At 63.4% G+C, this 23,619-nt stretch carries 20 protein-coding genes; all 20 read left to right on the top strand.

Features of this window, described 5'->3' with window-relative positions; genetic code table 11:
• Positions 1-7: 7 nt before the first annotated feature.
• The gene (gene rpsB, locus KVG96_RS19085; protein WP_085581377.1) at positions 8-745 is read left to right on the top strand and encodes a 30S ribosomal protein S2; all 738 of its coding nucleotides are present in this window, start codon (positions 8-10) and stop codon (positions 743-745) included.
• 205 nt (positions 746-950) lie between these two features.
• Positions 951-1,814 carry a translation elongation factor Ts gene (tsf, locus tag KVG96_RS19080; protein ID WP_085581379.1) on the top strand — a complete coding sequence of 288 codons (864 nt, stop codon included), beginning with the start codon at positions 951-953 and terminating at the stop codon, positions 1,812-1,814.
• A gap of 212 nt (positions 1,815-2,026) precedes the next feature.
• The gene (pyrH, locus tag KVG96_RS19075; RefSeq protein ID WP_011332683.1) at positions 2,027-2,770 is read left to right on the top strand and encodes a UMP kinase; all 744 of its coding nucleotides are present in this window, start codon (positions 2,027-2,029) and stop codon (positions 2,768-2,770) included.
• A complete protein-coding gene (gene frr, locus KVG96_RS19070) occupies positions 2,767-3,324 on the top strand; it encodes a ribosome recycling factor (protein WP_085581381.1) in 558 nt (185 codons plus the stop codon). The genes pyrH and frr overlap by 4 nt, the downstream gene beginning before the upstream one ends.
• Positions 3,325-3,341: 17 nt before the next feature.
• Positions 3,342-4,097, top strand: a complete 756-nt coding sequence (uppS, locus tag KVG96_RS19065) for a polyprenyl diphosphate synthase (RefSeq protein ID WP_217893455.1) — start codon at positions 3,342-3,344, stop codon at positions 4,095-4,097.
• Entirely contained in the window at positions 4,097-4,903 is an 807-nt protein-coding gene (locus KVG96_RS19060) for a phosphatidate cytidylyltransferase (RefSeq protein ID WP_085581385.1), read from the top strand. The genes uppS and KVG96_RS19060 overlap by 1 nt, the downstream gene beginning before the upstream one ends.
• Positions 4,900-6,090: a 1-deoxy-D-xylulose-5-phosphate reductoisomerase gene (ispC, locus tag KVG96_RS19055; protein ID WP_217893454.1), complete on the top strand. Its 1,191-nt coding sequence runs from the start codon at positions 4,900-4,902 to the stop codon at positions 6,088-6,090. Before KVG96_RS19060 ends, ispC begins: the two co-directional genes overlap by 4 nt.
• Positions 6,091-6,143: 53 nt before the next feature.
• Entirely contained in the window at positions 6,144-7,496 is a 1,353-nt protein-coding gene (rseP, locus tag KVG96_RS19050) for a sigma E protease regulator RseP (protein WP_217893453.1), read from the top strand.
• A 74-nt stretch (positions 7,497-7,570) separates the two neighbouring features.
• Complete coding sequence (bamA, locus tag KVG96_RS19045) at positions 7,571-9,961, top strand: outer membrane protein assembly factor BamA (RefSeq protein ID WP_217893452.1); 2,391 nt, start codon at positions 7,571-7,573, stop codon at positions 9,959-9,961.
• Positions 9,962-10,006: 45 nt separating this feature from the next.
• Complete coding sequence (locus tag KVG96_RS19040; protein ID WP_003222140.1) at positions 10,007-10,510, top strand: OmpH/Skp family outer membrane protein; 504 nt, start codon at positions 10,007-10,009, stop codon at positions 10,508-10,510.
• Positions 10,511-10,513: 3 nt separating this feature from the next.
• Complete coding sequence (lpxD, locus tag KVG96_RS19035; protein ID WP_217893451.1) at positions 10,514-11,569, top strand: UDP-3-O-(3-hydroxymyristoyl)glucosamine N-acyltransferase; 1,056 nt, start codon at positions 10,514-10,516, stop codon at positions 11,567-11,569.
• A 105-nt stretch (positions 11,570-11,674) separates the two neighbouring features.
• Positions 11,675-12,115 (top strand): 3-hydroxyacyl-ACP dehydratase FabZ, encoded by a 441-nt coding sequence (fabZ, locus tag KVG96_RS19030; protein WP_085581395.1) that lies wholly within the window; start codon positions 11,675-11,677, stop codon positions 12,113-12,115.
• Complete coding sequence (gene lpxA / locus KVG96_RS19025) at positions 12,112-12,888, top strand: acyl-ACP--UDP-N-acetylglucosamine O-acyltransferase (protein ID WP_217893450.1); 777 nt, start codon at positions 12,112-12,114, stop codon at positions 12,886-12,888. Before fabZ ends, lpxA begins: the two co-directional genes overlap by 4 nt.
• Positions 12,889-12,890: 2 nt before the next feature.
• The gene (lpxB, locus tag KVG96_RS19020; RefSeq protein ID WP_217893449.1) at positions 12,891-14,021 is read left to right on the top strand and encodes a lipid-A-disaccharide synthase; all 1,131 of its coding nucleotides are present in this window, start codon (positions 12,891-12,893) and stop codon (positions 14,019-14,021) included.
• An 11-nt stretch (positions 14,022-14,032) separates the two neighbouring features.
• Positions 14,033-14,659, top strand: coding sequence for a ribonuclease HII (gene rnhB, locus KVG96_RS19015; protein WP_217894251.1), 627 nt, complete (start codon positions 14,033-14,035; stop codon positions 14,657-14,659).
• 76 nt (positions 14,660-14,735) lie between these two features.
• On the top strand, positions 14,736-18,257 hold the full coding sequence (gene dnaE / locus KVG96_RS19010) for a DNA polymerase III subunit alpha (RefSeq protein ID WP_085581401.1): 3,522 nt from the start codon (positions 14,736-14,738) through the stop codon (positions 18,255-18,257).
• 138 nt (positions 18,258-18,395) lie between these two features.
• On the top strand, positions 18,396-19,343 hold the full coding sequence (locus KVG96_RS19005; protein WP_217893448.1) for an acetyl-CoA carboxylase carboxyltransferase subunit alpha: 948 nt from the start codon (positions 18,396-18,398) through the stop codon (positions 19,341-19,343).
• Between the two features lie 131 nt (positions 19,344-19,474).
• On the top strand, positions 19,475-20,797 hold the full coding sequence (gene tilS, locus KVG96_RS19000) for a tRNA lysidine(34) synthetase TilS (protein WP_217893447.1): 1,323 nt from the start codon (positions 19,475-19,477) through the stop codon (positions 20,795-20,797).
• 274 nt (positions 20,798-21,071) lie between these two features.
• Positions 21,072-22,703, top strand: coding sequence for a CTP synthase (pyrG, locus tag KVG96_RS18995; RefSeq protein WP_217893446.1), 1,632 nt, complete (start codon positions 21,072-21,074; stop codon positions 22,701-22,703).
• A gap of 4 nt (positions 22,704-22,707) precedes the next feature.
• Complete coding sequence (gene kdsA / locus KVG96_RS18990) at positions 22,708-23,553, top strand: 3-deoxy-8-phosphooctulonate synthase (RefSeq protein ID WP_217893445.1); 846 nt, start codon at positions 22,708-22,710, stop codon at positions 23,551-23,553.
• Positions 23,554-23,619 lie beyond the last annotated feature (66 nt).

The following is a 23,619-nucleotide window of genomic DNA, read 5'->3' as shown; positions in this document are numbered from 1 at the left end:
AACTATCATGTCCCAAGTCAACATGCGCGATATGCTGAAGGCCGGTGTGCACTTCGGTCACCAAACCCGTTACTGGAACCCGAAAATGGGCAAGTACATTTTCGGTGCGCGCAACAAGATCCACATCATCAACCTTGAAAAAACCCTGCCGATGTTCAACGAAGCACTGACCTTCGTAGAGCGCCTGGCCCAGGGCAAAAACAAGATTCTGTTCGTCGGCACCAAGCGTTCCGCCGGCAAGATCGTCGCCGAGCAAGCAGCACGCTGCGGTTCGCCGTACGTCGATCACCGCTGGTTGGGCGGCATGCTGACCAACTTCAAGACCATCCGTGCTTCCATCAAGCGTCTGCGTGACCTCGAAGTTCAAGCCGAAGACGGCACCTTCGCCAAGCTGACCAAGAAAGAAGCGCTGATGCGCACCCGTGACCTCGAGAAGCTGGACCGCTCCCTGGGCGGCATCAAGGACATGGGCGGCCTGCCGGACGCTCTGTTCGTGATCGACGTTGACCACGAGCGCATCGCGATCACCGAAGCCAACAAGCTGGGCATCCCGGTCATCGGCGTAGTCGATACCAACAGCAGCCCGGAAGGCGTTGACTACATCATCCCAGGCAACGACGACGCCATCCGCGCGATCGAGCTGTACATGGGTTCGATGGCTGACGCCGTTATCCGTGGCCGCAACAACGTTGCTGGCGGCACCGAAGTCTTCGCTGAAGAAGCTCCGGCGGCTGCAGCTGAGTAATTGACGCCCTGGCGTTGACTCAGTAAGCAAAAAGGGGGCTTGGCCCCCTTTTTGCCACCTCGAAAACCATTTGTCGGCGCCCGCTTGTGGCAGCGCTTGCCCTGCATCTGTAACGTGCAGCGGTTAAACAAGGTGGTTCGGGAAGAATTGAACGCCCGTTCAGTCGGGTGGAATGGTTGAAAACCTATCCAAGAGGAATTTGAAAATGGCAGCAATTACTGCAGCGTTGGTCAAAGAACTGCGCGAGCGCACCGGCGAAGGCATGATGGATTGCAAGAAGGCCCTGGAAAAGGCTGGCGGCGACATCGAGAAAGCCATTGATGACATGCGTGCTTCGGGCGCCATCAAGGCTGCCAAGAAAGCAGGCAACATCGCTGCCGAAGGCGCCATCGCCGTGAAGACCGACGGTAAATCCGCCGTTCTGCTGGAAGTGAACTCGCAGACCGACTTCCTGGCCCTGCAGGACGACTTCAAGAACTTCGTCGCCGAAAGCCTGGAAGAAGCCTTCGCCCAGAAACTGACCGACGCCGCTCCGCTGATCGCATCCCGCGAAGCTGCCCGTGAAGCCCTGGTCGCCAAGTGCGGCGAAAACGTCAACATCCGTCGCCTGGCGCGCGTTGAGGGTGACGTTGTCGGTGCTTACCTGCACGGCAACAAGATCGGCGCGACCGTCGTTCTGAAAGGCGGCGACATCGAGCTGGCCAAGAACATCGCCATGCACGTTGCCGCTTCGAACCCTGAGTTCCTGCTGCCGTCGGAAGTGTCGGCCGAAGCCATCGAACGCGAAAAAGGCGTCTTCCTGCAACTGAACGCCGACAAGATCGCGGGCAAGCCGGAAAACATCGTCGAGAACATGATCAAGGGTCGTATCTCGAAGTTCCTGGCCGAAGCCTCGCTGGTCGAGCAAGCGTTCGTCATGAACCCGGAAGTCAAGGTCGGCGAACTGGCCAAGAAAGCCGGCGCTGAAATCGTTTCCTTCACCTACTTCAAAGTGGGCGAAGGCATCGAGAAGCCAGTCGACAACTTCGCTGAAGAAGTTGCCGCACAAGTGGCTGCCGCCAAGCAGTAAGACGGTTTTTCAACTGTCGCCCGAAAGAGGCTGCCCGCTCACGCGCGCAGCCTCTTTTCAGATACGGTTACCGATTTTTTAATTGGTTTCCGCTTGGAACTGACTTACAAAGCCATGTTCCGATGGCGCTGAAGCAGCGCCAAGCTAGAGTGAAGCGCCAGCTGCAAACAGCTCGCAAAGAATTTTTAAATACGCCGCAGGAGAGATTCGCAATGGCTCAGCAGGGCAGTGGTTATCAGGCTCGCTATAAACGCATTCTACTCAAGCTCAGCGGCGAGGCCCTGATGGGCTCGGAAGAGTTCGGGATCGACCCGAAGGTGCTGGACCGCATGGCGCTGGAAGTCGGCCAGCTGGTCGGCATCGGTGTCCAGGTCGGTCTGGTGATCGGCGGCGGCAACCTGTTCCGCGGCGAAGCCCTGAGCAAGGCCGGCATGGACCGCGTCACGGGCGACCACATGGGCATGCTGGCCACTGTGATGAACGCCCTGGCCATGCGCGATGCGCTGGAACGTGCCAATATCTCGGCCATCGTGATGTCCGCCATTTCCATGGTCGGCGTGACCGATCACTATGATCGCCGCAAGGCCATGCGCCACCTGAACTCCAAGGATGTCGTGATTTTCGCCGCCGGCACCGGCAATCCGTTTTTCACCACGGATTCGGCAGCCTGCCTGCGAGCCATCGAAATCGACGCCGACGTCGTGCTCAAGGCGACCAAGGTCGATGGCGTCTACACCGCAGACCCGTTCAAAGACCCGCATGCCGAGAAGTTCGATCATCTGACCTACGATGAAGTGCTGGATCGCAAGCTGGGCGTGATGGATCTGACGGCCATTTGCCTGTGCCGCGACCACAAGATGCCGCTGCGTGTATTCAACATGAACAAGCCCGGCGCCCTGCTGAACATTGTGCATGGCGGCGCCGAAGGAACCCTGATCGAGGAAGTTCAACAATGATCAACGAAATCAAGAAAGACGCCCAGGCGCGCATGCAGAAGTCCCTGGAGTCTCTGGCGCACGCGTTCGGCCAGATCCGTACCGGCAAGGCTCACCCGAGCATCCTGGGCAGCGTGATGGTGCCTTACTACGGCGCCGACACCCCGTTGAGCGGTGTGGCCAACGTGACCGTGAAGGACAGCCAGACCCTGCAAGTGGTGCCGTTCGAGCGCAACATGCTCGGTGCCATCGACAAGGCCATCGGCAGCGCCGGCCTCAACCTCAACCCGACCAACCTCGGCGAATTGCTGCTGATCAAGATGGCGCCGTTGACCGAAGAAACCCGCAAGGGCTTCACCAAGCAGGCGCGCGCCGCTGCCGAGGATGCCCGTGTCGCCGTGCGCAACATCCGTCGCGACGCCCTGGGCGAGCTGAAGAAACTGTCCAAGGACAAGGAAATCAGCGAAGACGAAGAGCGTCGCGCCGGCGCCGACATCGACAAGCTGATCAAGGACTTCGAAGGTCAGATCGCCAAGGCGACCGAAGAAAAAGAAAAGGATCTGATGGCCGTATAAAGGGTCAGGACGCCTTCATGGAAAAGACCAAGCAGACTGCGCCGTCCGCGGTGCCGCGCCATGTCGCGATCATCATGGATGGCAACAACCGCTGGGCGAAGAAACGCTTCATGCCCGGCGTCGCCGGGCACAAGGCGGGCGTGGATGCCGTGCGTGCGGTGATAGAGGTGTGCGCCGAGGCCGGGGTCGAAGTGCTGACGCTGTTTGCCTTCTCCAGCGAGAACTGGCAGCGCCCGGCCGATGAGGTCAGCGCCTTGATGGATCTGTTCTTCAAGGCCTTGCGTCGTGAGGCCAAGCGCCTCAACGACAACAACATCAGCCTGCGCATCATCGGCGACCGTTCGCGCTTCCACCCTGAGCTTCAGGCGGCGATGCGCGAAGCCGAGGCGATGACCGCCGGCGCCAACCGCTTTGTCCTGCAGATCGCCGCCAATTACGGCGGCCAGTGGGACATCGCGCAGGCTGCGCAGCGTCTTGCCCGTGAGGTGCAGGCCGGTCACCTGCGGCCGGACGACATCACGCCGGACCTGTTGCAGGCGTGCCTGGCCACCGGCGACCTGCCGTTGCCCGACCTGTGCATCCGCACCGGCGGCGAGCACCGCATCAGCAACTTCCTGCTCTGGCAGCTCGCTTACGCTGAGCTGTATTTCTCCGACCTGTTCTGGCCGGACTTCAAACACGATGCCATGCGCAACGCGCTGGCCGATTTCGCTTCGCGCCAGCGCCGCTTCGGTAAAACGAGCGAGCAGGTCGAAGCCGGAGCCCGGGTTTAATGCTTAAACAACGAATCATCACCGCACTGATCTTGCTGCCGATCGCGTTGGGCGGTTTCTTTCTGCTCGAAGGATCCGGTTTTGCGTTGTTCATCGGGCTGGTCGTGAGTCTCGGGGCCTGGGAATGGGCGCGTCTGGCGGGCTTCGGCGCACAGTCGTTCCGCGTAGGCTACGCCGCCGTGGTGGCGTTGATGCTGTTCGTCATGTACATCCTGCCCGGCCTTGCGCCGTGGGTGCTCGGCGCTTCGGTGCTGTGGTGGGCGGTGGCCACGTATCTGGTGCTGACTTACCCGCAATCCAGCGGGCATTGGGCCAGCGCGGCGTGCAAGCTGGTCATCGGCTTCCTGATCCTGCTGCCCGCCTGGCAAGGGCTGGTGCAGATCAAGCAGTACCCGCTGGGCAACTGGCTGATCATGGCGGTGATGGTGCTGGTGTGGGGCGCCGACATCGGCGCCTACTTCTCCGGCCGGGCCTTCGGCAAGCGCAAGCTGGCGCCGCAGGTCAGCCCCGGCAAGAGCTGGGAAGGCGTCTACGGCGGCCTGGCCCTGAGCCTGGCGATCACCGTGCTGGTCGGCTTCGTGCGCGACTGGACCGTGGCGCAGCTGTTCAAGGGCTTGATCGGGGCGGCGGTGATCGTGTTCGTCTCGGTGGTGGGCGACCTCACCGAAAGCATGTTCAAGCGCCAGTCCGGCATCAAGGACAGCAGTAACCTGCTGCCGGGGCACGGCGGTGTACTGGATCGCATCGACAGCCTGACCGCGGCGATCCCGTTGTTCGCCGTGATGCTGTGGATGGCCGCACCGTGAGCCGGCCGCAGCAGATCACCGTATTGGGGGCGACCGGTTCCATCGGTCTGAGCACCCTGGATGTCATTGCGCGCCATCCTGACCGTTACCGGGCGTTCGCGCTGAGCGGGTTCAGCCGTCTGAGCGAGCTGCTCGCCTTGTGCGTGCGTCATGTGCCGCAGTTCGCGGTCGTGCCTGAGGTGCAGGCCGCGCGCCGCCTGCAGGACGACTTGCGTGCCGCCGGCCTGCCGACCCGTGTGCTGGTGGGGGAGGAGGGGTTGTGCCAGGTGGCTGCCGCTCCTGAGGTGGACGCCGTGATGGCGGCGATCGTCGGTGCGGCCGGGCTGCGCCCGACCCTGGCGGCCGTCGAGGCAGGCAAGAAAATCCTGCTGGCCAACAAGGAGGCGCTGGTGATGTCCGGCGCCCTGTTCATGCAGGCGGTGCGCAAGAGCGGTTCGGCGCTGCTGCCGATCGACAGCGAGCACAATGCGATTTTCCAGTGCATGCCGCAGGACTTCTCCCGTGGATTGAGCCATGTCGGCGTGCGTCGGATTCTTCTGACGGCCTCCGGCGGCCCTTTCCGGCAGACGCCGATGGCTGATTTGGCGCATGTTTCGCCTGAGCAGGCGTGCGCCCACCCGAACTGGTCCATGGGGCGCAAGATCTCGGTGGATTCGGCCAGCATGATGAACAAGGGCCTTGAGCTGATCGAGGCCTGCTGGCTGTTCGACGCCAAGCCCTCGCAGGTCGAGGTGGTCATCCATCCGCAGAGCGTGATCCATTCGCTGGTCGACTATGTGGACGGTTCCGTGCTGGCGCAGTTGGGCAATCCCGACATGCGCACGCCGATCGCCAACGCGCTGGCCTGGCCCGAGCGGATCGACTCGGGCGTGGCGCCGCTGGATCTGTTCGCGGTGGCGCGTCTGGACTTCGAAGCGCCGGATGAGCAGCGCTTCCCTTGCCTGCGCCTGGCGCGCCAGGCGGCGGAGGCCGGCGACAGCGCCCCGGCGATGCTGAACGCGGCCAACGAAGTGGCGGTCGCGGCGTTTCTCGACGGACGGGTTCGCTACCTGGAAATCGCGAGTATCATCGAAGAAGTCTTGAACCTTCAGCCCGTGGTGGCGCTGGATGACCTGGACGCGGTATTCACGGCGGACGCGACGGCACGGGCGCTGGCCGGCCAATGGCTGAGCCGCCACGGTCGTTAGGCTGCGCCGTACTTGGCTTCACGCGGCACTGGACAGGAATGCGGAGAAAGTAGATGAGCGCGCTCTATATGATTGCCGGCACCCTGATCGCCTTGGGCGTGCTGGTCACCTTCCACGAGTTCGGCCACTTCTGGGTGGCGCGCCGCTGCGGCGTCAAGGTGCTGCGTTTTTCCGTCGGTTTCGGCATGCCCCTGCTGCGCTGGCATGACCGGCACGGCACGGAATTCGTGGTGGCGGCCATTCCGCTGGGCGGTTACGTCAAAATGCTCGACGAGCGTGAAGGCGAAGTGCCTGCCGATCAACTGCACCAGTCGTTCAACCGCAAGACCGTTCGTCAGCGCATCGCCATCGTCGCCGCCGGCCCGGTCGCCAACTTTCTCCTCGCACTGGTGTTCTTCTGGGTCTTGGCCATGCTCGGCAGCGAGCAGGTGCGTCCGGTCATCGGTGCGGTCGAGTCCGGCAGCATGGCGGCCAAGGCCGGCCTGAGCCCCGGCCAGGAAATCATCGCCATCGACGGCGAGCCGACGTCCGGCTGGGCGGCGGTCAATCTGCAGCTGGTGCGTCGCCTGGGCGAGAGCGGTTCCCTGCAGGTGATGGTGCGCGAGCAAGGCTCCACGGCGGACTCGCCTCGCGAGCTGGCCCTGGACCATTGGCTCAAGGGCGCGGACGAGCCTGATCCGATCCGCTCGCTGGGTATCCGCCCATGGCGCCCGGCGTTGCCGCCGGTGCTTGCCGAACTCGATCCGAAAGGCCCGGCCCAGGCGGCGGGGCTGAAGACCGGCGACCGCCTGTTGGCGCTCGACGGCCAGGCGCTGGACGACTGGCAGCAAGTGGTCGACACCGTCCGTACGCGCCCTGACGCCAAAGTCCTGCTGCGCATCGAGCGCGACGGTGCCCGGATCGACGTTCCGGTCACGCTGGCGGCCCGGGGCGAAAGCAAGTCGCCGAGCGGCTATCTGGGGGCAGGGGTGAAGGCGGTCGACTGGCCGCCGGAAATGATTCGCGAGGTCAGTTTCGGGCCGTTGGCGGCGATCGGCGAGGGTGCCCGCCGCACTTGGGCGATGAGTGTCCTGACCCTCGATTCCCTGAAGAAAATGCTCTTCGGCGAGCTCTCGGTAAAAAACTTGAGCGGACCGATAACCATTGCTAAAGTGGCGGGCGCTTCTGCCCAGTCGGGCGTTGCCGATTTCCTGAATTTCCTTGCTTATCTGAGTATTAGCCTGGGTGTTCTGAATTTGCTGCCCATTCCTGTACTGGATGGGGGGCATCTGTTGTTTTATCTGATCGAGTGGGCGCGTGGTCGCCCCTTGTCGGAGCGGGTACAAGGTTGGGGGATACAGATCGGTATCAGTTTGGTGGTTGGAGTGATGCTGCTCGCTCTGGTCAACGATCTGGGACGTCTGTAACGCTTCGTTGAATTGCGAATCTGCCGCATTTTGCGGCAGTTTCTTTATTGCCAGTTGGAATAAGAAAGGACTTCATGAAACGTCTGCTGCTAACTGCGGTTCTCACCGTATTGATGATCGCCGAAGTTCACGCCGAGTCCTTCACTATCTCTGATATTCGTGTCAACGGCCTCCAGCGGGTTTCCGCAGGTAGCGTCTTTGGCGCGTTGCCGTTGAACGTCGGCGATCAGGCGGACGACCGTCGCCTGGTGGAGTCCACTCGTGCGCTGTTCAAAACCGGTTTCTTTCAAGATATCCAGCTGGGCCGCGAAGGCAACGTACTGGTGATCACGGTCGTCGAGCGTCCGTCCGTCGCCAGCATCGAGATCGAAGGCAACAAGGCGATCTCCACCGAAGACCTGATGAAAGGCCTCAAGCAGTCCGGCCTGGCCGAAGGCGAGATCTTCCAGCGCGCCACCCTCGAAGGCGTGCGCAACGAGCTGCAGCGTCAGTACGTCGCCCAGGGTCGCTACTCGGCGACCGTCGACACCGAAGTGGTGTCGCAGCCGCGCAACCGCGTCGGCCTGAAGGTGAAGATCAACGAAGGCACCGTGGCTGCCATCCAGCACATCAACGTGGTCGGCAACACCGTTTTCCCCGAGGAAGACCTGGTCGACCTGTTCGAGCTGAAAACCACCAACTGGCTGTCCTTCTTCAAGAACGACGACAAGTACGCCCGCGAAAAGCTTTCCGGTGACCTGGAGCGTCTGCGTTCCTACTACCTGGACCGCGGCTACATCAACATGGACATCGCTTCGACCCAGGTGTCCATCACCCCGGACAAGAAGCACGTCTACATCACCGTCAACGTGACGGAAGGCGAGAAGTACACCGTTCGCGACGTCAAGCTGAGCGGCGACCTGAAAGTGCCTGAAGACCAGGTCAAGTCCCTGCTGCTGGTGCAGAAGGGCCAGGTGTTCTCGCGCAAGCTGATGACCACCACGTCTGAACTGATCACCCGTCGTCTGGGCAACGAGGGCTACACCTTCGCCAACGTCAACGGCGTGCCTCAGCCCCATGACGACGATCACACGGTCGACATCCTGTTCGCCGTCGATCCGGGCAAGCGCGCCTACGTCAACCGCATCAACTTCCGTGGCAACACCAAGTCCGAGGACGAAGTGCTGCGTCGCGAAATGCGCCAGATGGAAGGCGGCTGGGCTTCGACCTACCTGATCGACCAGTCCAAGACCCGTCTGGAGCGCCTGGGCTTCTTCAAGGAAGTCAACGTCGAGACACCGGCCGTGCCGGGCGTCGACGACCAGGTCGACGTGAACTACAGCGTCGAGGAGCAGGCTTCCGGTTCGATCACCGCCAGCGTGGGCTTCGCCCAGAGCGCCGGTCTGATCCTGGGCGGTTCCATCACCCAGAACAACTTCCTCGGTACCGGTAACCGCGTCAGCGTGGGCCTGACCCGCAGCGAATACCAGAGCCGCTACAACTTCGGTTACGTCGATCCCTACTGGACCGCCGACGGCGTGAGCCTGGGCTACAACGCCTTCTACCGCACCACCGACTACAAAGACCTCGACGTCGATGTGGCGAGCTACGCCGTGGACAGCCTGGGCGCCGGTGTGAACGTCGGCTACCCGATCAGCGAAACCTCGCGCCTGACCTTCGGCCTGTCGGCCCAGCAGGACAAGATCAAGACCGGCCAGTACACCGTCGACGAAATCTTCGACTTCGTGAACCGTGAAGGCGACAACTACCTGAACTTCAAGGCGTCGGCCGGCTGGTCCGAGTCGACCCTGAACAAAGGTGTGCTGCCGACCCGTGGCCGTTCCCAGAGCCTGACCCTGGAAACCACCATTCCGGGCAGCGACCTGTCGTTCTACAAGCTCGACTACCGCGGCCAGCTGTTCGCGCCGCTGAGCGAAAACTACACCCTGCGCCTGCACACCGAACTGGGCTACGGCGACGGCTACGGTTCCACCGACGGCTTGCCGTTCTATGAAAACTACTATGCTGGTGGTTTCAACTCGGTTCGTGGCTTCAAGGACAGCACGCTGGGCCCACGCAGTACGCCTAGCCGCGGTCAGGGCAAGACGGGTAACGTCGGTACGATCAACGACCCGGACCAGGATCCGCTGCCGTTCGGCGGCAACGTCCTGATCCAGGGTGGTGTGGAAGTCCTGTTCCCGCTGCCGTTCGTCAAGGATCAACGCTCCCTGCGCACCTCCGTGTTCTGGGACGTGGGTAACGTGTTTGACTCCAAGTGCAAGCAGACTCTCAATACCGACGGTGTCACGCCGTCCAACACGCAGTGCAACGACGTCAGCCTGAGCAACATGGCCAGTTCCGTCGGTGTCGGCGTGACCTGGGTGACCGCACTGGGCCCATTGAGCTTCGCGTTGGCCACGCCGGTGAAGAAACCGGATAACGCTGAAACCCAAGTGTTCCAATTCTCCCTCGGCCAGACGTTCTAAGCGCCTGACCCAAGATAACGACAATGGATTTTGTAGGAGTGCATCGTGCGTAAGTTGACTCAATTGGTTCTCCTGGCCTCCGTACTGGTGGCAGGCCCGGCATTTGCCGACATGAAGATCGCCGTCCTGAACTATCAGATGGCCTTGCTGGAATCCGATGCGGCCAAGAAGTACGCCGTGGACGCCGAGAAGAAGTTCGGCCCGCAGCTGACCAAGCTCAAGACCCTGGAAAGCAGCGCCAAGGGGATTCAGGATCGCCTGATGGCCGGCGGCGACAAGATGCAGCAAGGCGAGCGTGAGCGTCTGGAGCTGGAATTCAAGCAAAAGGCCCGTGACTTCCAGTTCCAGTCCAAGGAGCTGAACGAAGCCAAGGCCGTCGCCGACCGCGAAATGCTCAAGCAGCTGAAGCCGAAGCTGGACAGCGCCGTGGAAGAAGTCATCAAGAAAGGTGGTTTTGACCTGGTGTTCGAGCGTGGCGCGGTCATCGACGTCAAACCTCAGTACGACATCACGCGCCAGGTCATCGAGCGCATGAACCAGCTGAAGTAACCCATGACCGTGACCATCAAGCTCGGCCAGTTGGCCGAGTTCCTCGGCGCCACCCTGCGTGGCGACCCCGAGAAGCAAATCACTGGGCTGGCCACCTTGCAGGAGGCCGGCCCAGCTCAATTGAGCTTCCTGGCCAATCCCCAATACCGCAAGTACCTCGCCGGCTCGCAGGCCGCAGCGCTGCTGCTCAAGGCAGCGGACGCCGAAGCGTTCGCCGGCGATGCGCTGGTGGTGCCGGATCCGTACCTGGCCTATGCCCGCTTGTCCCACCTGTTCGACCCGAAACCGAAAGCGGCCGCCGGCATCCATCCGACGGCCGTGATCGCGGCGGACGCGGTGGTCGATCCGAGCGCCAGCGTCGGGCCCTTCGTGGTCATCGAATCGGGTGCCCGGATCGGTGCCGGCGTGACCCTCGGCGCGCATTGCGTGGTCGGCGCGCGCAGCGAGATCGGTGAAGGCGGCTGGCTGGCCCCGCGCGTGACGCTGTACCACGACGTGCGCATCGGCAAGCGGGTCGTCATCCAGTCCGGTGCGGTGCTCGGCGGCGAGGGCTTCGGCTTCGCCAACGAGAAAGGCGTCTGGCAGAAGATCGCCCAGATCGGCGGCGTCACCGTCGGCGACGATGTGGAGATCGGCGTGAACACCGCCATCGACCGCGGCGCCCTGGCCGATACCGTGATCGGCAACGGCGTCAAGCTCGACAACCAGATCCAGATCGCCCACAACGTCCAGGTCGGCGACCACACCGCCATGGCGGCCTGCGTGGGCATCTCCGGCAGCACCAAGATCGGCAAGCATTGCATGCTGGCCGGCGGCGTCGGCCTGGTCGGGCACATCGACATCTGCGACAACGTTTTCCTGACCGGCATGACCATGGTCACCCACTCGATCACCGAGCCGGGTGCCTATTCGTCCGGCACAGCCATGCAACCGGCGGCCGAATGGCGCAAGAGCGCGGCCCGCATCCGTCAGCTCGATGACCTCGCGCGACGTTTGAAACAGCTGGAAAAGCGCGTGGGGGAAGTGACCCCCGACGGTAATGCTTCATCAGATGGCTGATACCGCTTCCATATCAATCGCAGGCAGCCACCCGGCTGTCTGCTTGATCTGCTAGAGGCGTGCGCCACGTCGCACTCCCAATCTTTACATAGGCTTCCCCCCGAAATGATGGACATCAACGAGATTCGCGAATACCTGCCTCACCGTTACCCGTTCCTGCTGGTGGACCGGGTGGTGGATCTGGACACTGAAGGCAAGCGCATTCGCGCCTACAAGAATGTCAGCATCAACGAGCCGTTCTTCAATGGCCACTTCCCGGCGCATCCGATCATGCCGGGCGTGCTGATCATCGAAGCGATGGCCCAGGCTGCCGGGATCCTCGGTTTCAAAATGCTGGACGTCAAACCGGCCGACGGCACCCTCTACTACTTCGTCGGTTCCGACAAGTTGCGCTTCCGTCAGCCTGTGCTGCCGGGCGATCAGCTGATCCTCGAAGCCAAGTTCATCAGCTGCAAGCGCCAGATCTGGAAGTTCGACTGCCAGGCCTCGGTCGACGGCAAGCCGGTCTGCTCGGCGGAAATCATCTGCGCGGAACGCAAGCTATGAGTTTGATCGACCCTCGCGCAATCATCGACCCGACAGCCGTCCTGGCTGAAGGGGTCGAGGTCGGCCCGTGGTCGATCGTCGGCGCAGGTGTGGAAATCGGCGAGGGTACGGTGATCGGGCCTCATGTGGTCCTCAAGGGCCCGACCCGCATCGGCAAGCACAACCGGATCTACCAGTTTTCCTCGGTCGGCGAGGACACGCCGGACCTCAAGTACAAGGGCGAAGAGACCCGCCTCGTGATCGGTGACCACAACGTCATCCGTGAAGGCGTGACGATTCACCGCGGCACGGTGCAGGACCGCTCGGAAACCACGCTGGGCGACCACAACCTGATCATGGCCTATGCCCACATCGGCCATGACAGCGTGATCGGCAACCACTGCATCCTGGTCAACAACACCGCGCTGGCCGGCCATGTGCACGTCGACGACTGGGCGATCCTGTCCGGTTTCACGCTGGTGCACCAGTATTGCCACATCGGCGCGCACAGCTTCTCCGGCATGGGCACCGCGATCGGCAAGGACGTCCCGGCGTTCGTCACCGTGTTCGGCAACCCGGCCGAAGCGCGCAGCATGAACTTCGAAGGCATGCGTCGCCGCGGCTTCAGCGAGGACGCCATCCACGCCCTGCGCCGCGCCTACAAAACGGTGTACCGCCAGGGGCTGACCGTCGAGCAGGCGCTGGCCGAACTGGCCGAACCTGCGACCCAGTTCCCTGAAGTCGCCCTGTTCCGCGACTCCATCCAGTCTTCGAACCGCGGCATCACCCGCTGACCATGGCCAATCTGCGTATTGCGCTGGTGGCGGGCGAGGCTTCCGGCGACATTCTGGGCGCCGGCCTGATGCGTGCCCTCAAGGCCCGGCATCCGGCGGCGGAATTCATCGGCGTCGGCGGGCCGCTGATGCAGGCCGAAGGGCTGACCTCCGATTTCCCCATGGAGCGTCTGTCGGTCATGGGGCTGGTGGAGGTGCTCGGCCGGCTGCGCGAGCTGCTCAAGCGGCGCAAGCAACTGATCGAGACCCTGATCGAGCGTAAGCCGGACGTGTTCATCGGCATCGATGCCCCGGACTTCAACCTCAACATCGAGCTCAAGCTGCGTCAGGCCGGGATCAAGACCGTGCACTACGTCAGCCCGTCGGTGTGGGCATGGCGGCAGAAGCGCGTGCTGAAGATCCGCGAAGGCTGCGACCTGATGCTCACGCTGTTCCCGTTCGAAGCGAAATTCTACGAAGAGAAGGGCGTGCCGGTGCGGTTCGTCGGCCACTCGCTGGCTGACGCCATTCCGCTGCAGGCCGACCGTGCAGCGGCGCGGGCCGAGCTGGGCTTGCCGGACGGGCCGCTGGTCGCCCTGATGCCGGGCAGCCGCGGCGGTGAGGTCGGTCGCCTCGGCGCGCTGTTCCTCGACACCGCCCAGCGCCTGCGGGCCTTGCGCCCCGGCGTGCGTTTCGTGCTGCCCTGCGCCAGCCCCGAGCGGCGGGTGCAGATCGAAGCGCTGCTGGCCGGTCGCGACCTGTCGGTGACCCTGCTCGACGGCAAGTCCCATCTGGCTCTCGCCGCCTGCGACGCGGTGCTGATCGCTTCCGGCACGGCGACGCTGGAGGCGCTGCTGTACAAGCGGCCGATGGTGGTGGCCTACCGGTTGGCGCCGCTGACGTTCTGGATCCTCAAGCGCATGGTCAAGAGCCCGTACGTGTCCCTGCCGAACCTGCTGGCCCAGCGCCTTCTGGTGCCTGAGTTGCTGCAGGATGACGCGACGGTCGAGGCCTTGGCCCAGACGCTGTCGCCGCTGATCGACGGCGGCGAGGAGCAGACCCGCGGCTTCGACGAGATCCACCGCACCCTGCGTCTGGACGCCTCCAACCAGGCCGCCGACGCGGTGCTTAACCTGATCGGTCAATCACGATGAGCAAGACAAGCATGCAGATGGGCCTGGACTTCACCCTGGTCGCCGAAGTCGAAGAACTGGTGGCCGGTGTCGACGAGGTCGGCCGCGGCCCGTTGTGCGGCGCGGTGGTGACGGCGGCGGTGATCCTCGACCCGAACCGGCCGATCCTGGGCCTGAACGACTCGAAGAAGCTCACCGAAGCCAAGCGCGAGAAGCTGTTCGACGAAATCAAGGAAAAGGCCCTGAGCTGGTGCATCGCCCGGGCCGAGGTCGAAGAGATCGACGAACTGAACATCCTGCACGCCACCATGCTGGCCATGCAGCGGGCCGTTGCCGGCCTGCATATTCAGCCGAAACTGGCGATGATCGACGGCAACCGTTGCCCGAAACTGCCGATGCGCGCCGAAGCGGTGGTCAAGGGCGACAGCAAGGTGCCGGCCATCGCGGCGGCCTCGATCCTGGCCAAGGTCAGCCGTGACCGCGAGATGGCGGCGTTCGAGCTGACCTACCCGGGCTACGGCATCGGCGGGCACAAGGGCTATCCGACGCCCGTTCATCTGGAAGCGTTGGTGCGCCTGGGGCCGACGCCGATCCACCGGCGTTCGTTCGCGCCGGTGCGTCAGGCCTACGAGGCGCTGGAAGGCCTGGCGCCGGTTTAGGCCCATGGCTGATGTTTTGTTCGAGGCCCGGTACAATCCGGGCCTTGTTGTTTCCATGTAACTGGACAGGATCACTATGCCGGCTTCATTCGTTCATCTACGCCTGCACACTGAATACTCCCTGGTCGACGGGCTGGTGCGGATCAAGCCGCTGGTCAAGGCCCTCACCGGCATGAACATGCCGGCCGTTGCGGTCACCGACCAGAACAACATGTGTTCCCTGGTCAAGTTCTACAAGGCCGCCATGGGCGCCGGGATCAAGCCGATCTGCGGGGCCGACCTGTGGCTGTCGAACAAGGATCCGGACGGCCCCCTGAGCCGGATCAGCCTGCTGGCGATGGACGCCCTGGGCTACCGCAACCTCACCGAGCTGATTTCCCGCGGGTTCATCGACGGCCAGCGCAACGGGATGATCATCATCGAGCGCCAGTGGGTGGTCGAGGCCAGCGCCGGCCTGATCATGCTGTCGGCGGCGAAGGAGGGCGAGATCGGCATGGCCCTGATCGCCGGCAACCCGGCCGAGGCCGAAGCGCTGACCCGCGAATGGATGGCGGTGTTTCCCGACCGCTTCTACCTGGAGATCCAGCGCACCAACCGCGTCAACGACGAAGAGCAACTGCACGGCGCCGTGGCCCTGGCCGACAAGCTCGGCGCGCCGCTGGTGGCGACCAACGATGTGCGCTTCATCAAGCCGGAAGACTTCGAGGCCCACGAGACCCGCGTCTGCATCGGTGAGGGCCGTGCCCTCGACGATCCGCGCCGTTCCAAGAACTACAGCGATCAGCAGTACCTCAAAAGCGCCGAGGAAATGGCCGAGCTGTTCAGCGACCTGCCCGACGCGCTGGAAAACACCGTCGAGATCGCCAAGCGCTGCAACATCGACGTGAAGCTGGGCAAGCACTTCCTGCCCGACTATCCGATCCCCGACGGCATGACCATTGACGAGTACTTTCGCAAGGTCTCGTTCGACGGGCTGGAGGAGCGCCTGTCGGTGCTGCTGCCCAAGGACACCACCGAAGACTACGACGCCAAGCGTCAGGTGTATGTCGACCGGCTGAATTTCGAGCTGGACATCATCATCCAGATGGGATTCCCCGGTTACTTCCTGATCGTTATGGACTTCATCCAGTGGGCCAAGAACAACGGCGTGCCGGTCGGCCCCGGGCGGGGGTCGGGCGCCGGTTCGCTGGTGGCCTACGTGCAGAAGATCACCGACCTCGACCCGCTGGAATACGACCTGCTGTTCGAACGCTTCCTCAACCCGGAACGGGTTTCCATGCCCGACTTCGACGTCGACTTCTGCATGGACGGCCGTGACCGGGTGATCGACTACGTGGCCGACAAGTACGGCCGCAACGCGGTGAGCCAGATCATCACCTTCGGCTCCATGGCCGCCAAGGCGGTGGTGCGCGACGTGGCCCGGGCCCAGGGCAAGTCGTTCGGCCTGGCGGACCGTCTGTCGAAGATGATTCCGTTCGAGGTCGGCATGACCCTCGAAAAGGCCTACGAGCAGGAAGAGATCCTGCGCGACTTCCTCAAGGTCGACGAAGAGGCCCAGGAAATCTGGGACATGGCCCTCAAGCTCGAAGGCGTGACCCGCGGCACGGGCAAGCACGCCGGCGGCGTGGTGATCGCGCCCACCAAGCTGACCGACTTCTCGCCGATCGCCTGCGATGAAGAGGGCGGCGGCCTGGTCACCCAGTTCGACAAGGACGACGTGGAGGCCGCCGGTCTGGTGAAGTTCGACTTCCTCGGCCTGCGTACCCTGACGATCATCGACTGGGCGCTCAAGACCATCAACCGCGACCGCGCCAAGACCAACGAGGCGCCGCTGGACATCGCGTTCATCCCGCTCGACGACAAGCCGACCTACAGCCTGCTGCAGAAGGCCGAAACCACGGCGGTGTTCCAGCTCGAATCCCGCGGCATGAAGGAGCTGATCAAGAAGCTCAAGCCCGACTGCCTCGAAGACCTCATCGCACTGGTGGCCCTGTTCCGTCCGGGCCCTCTGCAATCGGGCATGGTGGACGACTTCATCAACCGCAAGCACGGCCGCGCCGAGCTGGCGTACCCGCATCCGGACTACCAGTACGAAGGCCTGCAGCCGGTGCTGGCGCCGACCTACGGCATCATCCTGTACCAGGAACAGGTGATGCAGATCGCCCAGGTCATGGCCGGCTACACCCTCGGCGGTGCGGACATGCTGCGCCGGGCGATGGGTAAGAAGAAACCCGAGGAGATGGCCAAGCAGCGCGGCGGCTTCATCGAAGGTTGCGCGTCCAACAACATCGATGCGGACCTGGCGGGCAACATCTTCGACCTGGTGGAGAAGTTCGCCGGTTACGGCTTCAACAAATCCCACTCCGCCGCCTACGGCCTGGTGTCGTACCAGACCGCGTGGCTGAAGGCCCACTACCCGGCGCCGTTCATGGCGGCGGTGCTGTCGGCGGACATGCACAACACCGACAAGGTCGTGACCTTGATCGAGGAAGTGCGCACGATGAAGCTGCGCCTCGACGCGCCGGACGTGAACACCTCGGAGTTCAAGTTCACGGTGAACGACGACGGCCGCATCGTGTACGGGCTCGGCGCGATCAAAGGCGTCGGCGAGGGCCCGGTGGAGGCGATCACCGAAGCGCGTCAGGACGGCCCGTTCAAGGATCTGTTCGACTTCTGCGCCCGCGTCGACCTCAAGCGCATCAACAAGCGCACCCTGGACGGCCTGATCCGCAGCGGCGCGCTGGATCGCCTGGGGCCGTACTTCCACGACGAGCAGAAGGCCTACCAGGCCAACATCGACCGCAACCGCGCGGTGCTGCTGGCGTCGATGGAAGAAGCGATCAAGGCTGCCGAACAGACCGCGCGCACCCACGACAGCGGCCACGCCGACCTGTTCGGCGGACTGTTCGTCGAAGAGGACGCGGACGTCTACGCCAGCCACCGCAAGGCCCGGGAACTGACCCTCAAGGAACGCCTCAAGGGCGAGAAGGACACCCTGGGCCTGTACCTCACCGGCCACCCGATCGACGAATACGAAAGCGAGATCCGCCGCTTCGCCCGTCAGCGCATCATCGACCTGAAGCCTGCGCGGGATACCCAGACCATCGCCGGCATGATCATTGCCCTGCGGGTGATGAAGAACAAGAAGGGCGACAAGATGGGCTTCATCACCCTCGACGACCGCTCCGGGCGGATCGAGGCCTCGCTGTTCGCCGACGCGTTCCACTCGGCGCAGTCGCTGCTGCAGACCGACGCGATGGTGGTGGTCGAAGGCGAGGTCAGCAACGATGACTTCTCCGGCGGCCTGCGCCTGCGGGTCAAGCGCGTGATGAGCATGGAGGAGGCGCGCACCAGCCTGGCCGAGAGCCTGCGCCTGAAGCTGCAGACCCAGGATCTGAAGGGCGATCAGCTACGCTGGTTGGGCGAGTTGCTCAAGCGCCACCGCGGGGCCTGTCCGATCACCATGGAATACACCAGCCCCGATGCGAAGACCTTGCTGCAGTTCGGCGAAAGCTGGCGGATCGATCCGGCGGACGCCCTGATTCAAGCCCTGCGTGACCAGTTCGGACGAGACAACGTCTTCCTCCAATACCGTTGACCGGCAGGTGATATCAGATCGCCTGCCCGCAACCTGAACTTTTAATCTCGACCTCGACGCGCCTCTCCCTTAAGGTAGGGCGCGAACAGACAACCGGCCGGCCCAAGCTCACTTGGACGCGACCCCAGACGGACGCCTATGAACCCGAATTTTCTAGATTTCGAACAGCCGATCGCCGACCTGCAAGCCAAGATCGAAGAGTTGCGCTTGGTCGGTAACGACAATTCGCTGAATATCGGCGATGAGATCTCCCGCCTGCAGGACAAGAGCAAGACGCTGACCGAAGACATCTTCGGCAAGCTGACCAGCTGGCAGATCGCACGTCTGGCGCGTCACCCGCGCCGCCCGTACACCCTCGACTACATCGACCACATCTTCACCGAGTTCGACGAACTGCACGGTGACCGTCACTTCTCCGACGACGCGGCCATCGTGGGCGGCGTGGCACGTCTGGACGACCAGCCGGTGATGGTGATCGGTCACCAGAAGGGGCGCGAAGTGCGCGAGAAAGTGCGCCGCAACTTCGGCATGCCGCGTCCGGAAGGCTACCGCAAGGCCTGCCGCCTGATGGAAATGGCCGAACGCTTCAAGATGCCGATCCTGACCTTCATCGACACCCCGGGCGCCTACCCGGGCATCGACGCCGAAGAGCGCAACCAGAGCGAAGCGATCGCCTGGAACCTGCGCGTCATGGCGCGCCTGAAGACCCCGATCATCGCCACCGTGATCGGTGAGGGCGGTTCCGGCGGCGCACTGGCCATCGGCGTGTGCGACCAGCTGAACATGCTGCAGTACTCGACCTACTCGGTGATTTCGCCGGAAGGCTGCGCATCGATCCTGTGGAAAACCGCCGAGAAGGCGCCGGACGCCGCCGAAGCCATGGGCATCACCGCCGAGCGCCTGAAGGGCCTGGGCATCGTCGACAAGGTGATCAACGAGCCGCTGGGCGGCGCCCACCGCGATTTCGCCGCCGCCTCCGCCTCGATCCGCGCCGAGCTGGTCTCGCAACTGGCGATGCTGAAGAAGTTCGACAACGACGCGCTGCTGGCCCGCCGTTACGAGCGTCTGATGAGCTACGGTCTCTGATCGAACAGGCCGTACCCATGTGGGAGCGAGCCTGCTCGCGATAAGGGTTAACATTCAACGCACATGTTGTTTGTTGAATCGCTATCGCGAGCAGGCTCGCTCCCACATTTCATTTGTGCAATGTGTCCCCCATGACCCGGATCGATCTGTCTGACCGACTTCTGCGCACCCTGACGCCCTGGCGCACCGCTGCCGTCTGGCGCATCGCCTTCTCCGGCGGACTCGACTCCACCGTCCTGCTGCACCTGCTCGCCCGTCTGGCGAAGACCGAAACCCTGCCGCCCTTGAGCGCCCTCCATGTCCATCACGGCCTTCAGGCCGCAGCGGATACGTGGCCGGAACATTGCCGAACCTTCTGCGATGCGCTGGGCTTGCCGTTGCAGGTGATCCGCGTGCAGGTCCGGCCCGGTGCGAGTCTGGAGGGTGCGGCACGCGATGCGCGTTACGCGGCGTTCGACGCAGCGATCGGCCGCAACGAAGCGCTGCTGACCGGGCAGCACCGCGACGATCAGGCCGAGACCTTGCTGTTCCGTCTGCTGCGGGGGGCGGGGGTGAGAGGGTTATCCGCCATGCCGGCGCACAGGCCGCTGGGGCGGGGCAGTCTGGTGCGTCCCCTGCTCGAGGTGGGAAGAGGCGAGCTGGAAGCCTACGCTCGGGCCCATCAGTTGGCCTGGATCGAGGATCCGTCGAATCAGGACCTGCAGTTCTCGCGCAACTATCTGCGTCATCAAGTGATGCCGCTGCTCGCCGCCCGCTGGCCGCAGGCGACGGCCAGCCTTGTGCGCAGCGCTGCCCATGCGCGGGAGGCGCAAGGCCTGCTGGATGAATTGGCGCAGCTCGACCTGGACGATGCGCGCACCCCGGACGCCTTCGACTGGCTGGGCGTGCCCTCGCTGGCGCTGGCCCCGTTGGCCGGACTGTCCGCCGCCCGTCAGCGCAATGCCCTCAGCCATTGGCTGACGCCGCTGACCCGCTTGCCGGATGCCGACCATTGGTCGGGTTGGTCGGATCTGTGCGAAGCCGCCGTCGATGCGGCGCCGGTCTGGCGTCTGGCCGACGGTGAGCTGCACCGCAGCGCCGGCCGCCTCTGGTGGCTCAGCGGGCAATGGCTGCGCACGCCGGCGGCCGGTGAGGCGTGGCAGGATCCTTCGAGGCCGCTGCGCCTGGCCGATAACGGGCGTGTCATGTTGCTGGGTCAGACTCCTGCCGGGCCGCTCAGGATCGGCTACCGGCAGGGCGGCGAGACGATGCGCCTGCCCGGGCGCGGCGGGCGCGATCTCAAGCGTCTGCTCAACGAGCGCGGTGTGCCGGCGTTCGTCCGTGGCAGATTGCCGCTGCTGTTTCGCGGCGAGGAACTGCTTGCCGTGGCGGACCTGCCGGGGCTCGACGGCAGTGCGCAGGACGGCTGGCGACTGCATTGGCAGCCTTCGGATGAAGATCAAGGTTTGAGATGAAAGGGGCATTCCGGTAGACTACGCTCCCTTCTTGATACAACTTCTGTGGATTCGCCTGAATTGCAGGAGTTGCCGATTACCAAGCAGTCTTTGCTGGGCGATTCCAAAAAATGTGTAGCGAGCTACGTACCGGTGTTTTCACTTCCGGTCTGTCCCAACGCGGCGGTTTTTTTGAAAGGTGCACTGTGATTAATGCAGGTGATCGGGGGCTTCGGCCTTCCTTCGCTTTCCCCGGCGGCTCGGACCGCTTTAACGCAGACTTCTAGGGTTTTTCATGACGCGCTACATATTCGTCACGGGCGGTGTTGTTTCTTCATTGGGGAAAGGCATTGCCTCGGCTTCATTGGCGGCCATCCTGGAGGCGCGGGGGCTCAAGGTCACCATGCTCAAGCTGGATCCGTACATCAACGTCGATCCGGGCACCATGAGCCCGTTCCAGCACGGTGAAGTGTTCGTCACCCACGACGGCGCCGAGACCGACCTCGACCTGGGCCACTACGAGCGGTTCATCCGCACGACCATGACCCAGAACAACAACTTCACCACCGGTCGCGTCTACGAGCACGTGCTGCGCAAAGAGCGCCGCGGCGACTACCTGGGCGCCACCATCCAGGTGATCCCGCACATCACCGACGAAATCAAGCGTCGCATCATCAAGGGCGCCGGCGATGCCGACGTGGCCCTGGTGGAGATCGGCGGCACCGTCGGCGACATCGAATCGCAACCGTTCCTCGAAGCCATCCGCCAGCTGCGTGTGGAAGTCGGTTCCAAGCGCGCGATGCTGATGCACCTGACGCTGGTGCCGTACATCGCCACCGCCGGCGAGACCAAGACCAAGCCGACCCAGCACTCCGTGAAGGAACTGCGCTCCATCGGCCTGCAGCCCGACGTGCTGATCTGCCGTTCCGACCATCCGGTGGATGTGTCCTCGCGCCGCAAGATCGCCCTGTTCACCAACGTTGAGGAACGTGCGGTGATCTCCCTGGAAGACGTCGACACCATCTACAAGATCCCGGCCGTGCTGCACGCCCAGGGCCTGGACGATTTCGTCGTCGAGCGCTTCGGCCTGCAGTGCAACGGCGCCGACCTGTCCGAATGGGAAAAGGTCGTCGACGCCAAGCTCAACCCTGAGCACGAAGTCACCATCGCCATGGTCGGCAAGTACATGGAGCTGCTGGACGCCTACAAGTCGCTGATCGAAGCGATGAGTCACGCCGGCATCACCAACCGCACCAAGGTCAACCTGCGCTACATCGATTCCGAAGACATCGAGAACCAGGGCACCGCGCTGCTGGAAGGCGTCGACGCGATCCTGGTGCCGGGCGGCTTCGGCCTGCGTGGCGTGGAAGGCAAGATCACCGCCGTCCAGTACGCCCGCGAAAACAAGGTGCCGTACCTGGGCATCTGCCTCGGCATGCAAGTGGCGGTCATCGAGTTCGCCCGTAACGTGCTGGGCTGGAAGGACGCCAACTCCACCGAGTTCGACCGCGCCAGCGGCCACCCGGTCGTGGGCCTGATCACCGAATGGGCTGACGCCACCGGTGCGGTCGAGACCCGCAGCGAAGCGTCCGACCTGGGCGGCACCATGCGCCTGGGCGCGCAGGAATGCCTGCTGGAGTCCGGCTCCAAGGTGCACGACTGCTACGGCAAGGACGTGATCGTCGAGCGTCACCGCCACCGCTACGAAGTGAACAACAACCTGCTGCCGCAGATCATGGAAGCCGGCCTGAAGATCTCCGGCCGCTCCGGTGACGGCGCGCTGGTCGAAGTGGTCGAGGCACCGAACCATCCGTGGTTCGTCGCCTGCCAGTTCCACCCTGAGTTCACCTCGACGCCGCGTGACGGCCATCCGCTGTTCAGCGGTTTCGTCAAGGCCGCGTTGGCTCAACACCAGAAGAAGGCGTAACCCGATGGCACAGAAGATCATCCGCGTCGGCGACATCGAGATTGCCAACGACAAGCCCATGGTGCTGTTCGGCGGCATGAACGTGCTGGAAAGCCGCGACATGGCCATGCAGGTTTGCGAGGAGTACGTGAAGGTCACCGAAAAGCTCGGCATCCCTTACGTGTTCAAGGCCAGCTTCGACAAGGCCAACCGGTCTTCTGTGACCTCGTACCGCGGTCCTGGCCTGGAAGAGGGCTTGCGCATCTTCCAGGACATCAAACAGGCCTTCGGCGTGCCGATCATCACCGACGTCCATGAGCCGGAGCAGGCCCTGCCTGTCGCCGAGGTCTGCGACATCATCCAGTTGCCGGCCTTCCTGTCGCGCCAGACCGACCTCGTGGTCGCGATGGCCAGGACAGGCGCCGTGATCAACATCAAGAAGGCCCAGTTCCTCGCGCCCCAGGAGATGAAACACATCCTGAACAAGTGCGTGGAGGCGGGCAACGATCAGTTGATCCTCTGCGAGCGCGGTTCGAGCTTCGGCTACAACAACCTCGTGGTCGACATGCTCGGCTTCGGCATCATGAAGCAGTTCGAATACCCGGTGTTCTTCGACGTGACCCACTCGCTGCAGATGCCGGGCGGTCGTTCCGACTCCGCCGGCGGGCGCCGCGCCCAGGTCACCGACCTGGCCAAGGCCGGCATGAGCCAGTCGCTGGCCGGGCTGTTCCTCGAAGCGCATCCGGATCCGGACAACGCCAAGTGCGACGGCCCTTGCGCCCTGCGCCTGGACAAGCTGGAGCCGTTCCTGGCCCAGCTCAAGGCTCTGGACGAACTGGTGAAGAGTTTTCCGACGGTAGAGACCGCGTAAGCCTCATTTCTCCGGTAAAGTACCGCACGATTCCTGGCTCAGACCTTCGGGTTTGAGCCTTGTCGT

This window comes from Pseudomonas ekonensis, assembly GCF_019145435.1.
Lineage (GTDB): Bacteria > Pseudomonadota > Gammaproteobacteria > Pseudomonadales > Pseudomonadaceae > Aquipseudomonas > Aquipseudomonas ekonensis.
Note: the sequence above shows the minus strand (reverse complement) of the source record. Positions and strands in the feature narration are given on the sequence as shown.